General features: G+C 62.8%; 1 protein-coding gene and 1 pseudogene. Both read left to right on the plus strand.

Annotation, left to right across the window (positions count from 1 at the left end; translation table 11 throughout):
- A pseudogene (locus NKH41_RS34055) lies at positions 1-369 on the plus strand (branched-chain amino acid ABC transporter permease); the annotation flags it as partial.
- Positions 370-418: 49 nt separating this feature from the next.
- The coding region (locus NKH41_RS34060; protein WP_352936004.1) for an ABC transporter substrate-binding protein at positions 419-834 on the plus strand (416 nt) is incomplete at its 3' end.

Genomic DNA, 834 nt, shown 5'->3' on the forward strand with positions numbered 1-834 from the left:
GCGTTCGCCATCTCGTCCTTCATCATCGGCGTCGCCGGGGTGCTGTGGGCCTTCACCTATCTGCGCACCGTCGAGCCGGCCGGCTTCAATCTCGACCGCTCGTTCCAGATCCTGTTCATCATCATCATCGGCGGGCTGGCCTCGATACGCGGCGCCTTTCTGGGAGCGGCGTTCATCGTCGTCTTTCCGCTCATCCTGTCGCGGCTTGGCGCCTTCCTGTTTGGCGGACTGTTCGATTCGGGTGTTCTCGACATGAGCCAGCGCATCGTGCTCGGCGCGCTCATCATCATCTTCCTCATCGCGGAACCGAACGGGCTGTCGGCCCTCTTCGACCGCCTGAAACGACGGATCGGCTCAAGGTCCAGCTGAGCGCCGCTCGACATCCTCTCACGGACCACAACCTCAGGAGACGCAATCCATGACCTTCTTCAGTCACCTCAAGAAAGCGGCGATCGCCACGGCCTTCGTCCTCGGCGCGACGGCGGTCCACGCCGACGAGCAGTATTTTCCCCTGCAGAGCTACCGCGTCGGCCCTTATGCCGCCGGCGGCACCGGCTTCTTCGGCGGCTTCATCGACTATCTCAACCTGATCAACATCCGCGACGGCGGCGTCAACGGCGTCAAGCTGACCTGGAGCGAGGGCGAGACGCAGTATGAGGTCGAGAAGGGCGTCGAGGTCTATGAACGATTGAAGAGCAATCCCGGCATCGCCGCCTGGAACCCGCTTTCGGTCGGCATCGCCTATGCCATGATCGACCGCATCACCGATGACAAGGTGCCGCTGATCACCATCAACCACGGCCGCACCGACACCACGGACGGACGCGTGTTCCC

This window comes from Mesorhizobium sp. M1169, assembly GCF_040318345.1.
GTDB lineage: Bacteria > Pseudomonadota > Alphaproteobacteria > Rhizobiales > Rhizobiaceae > Mesorhizobium.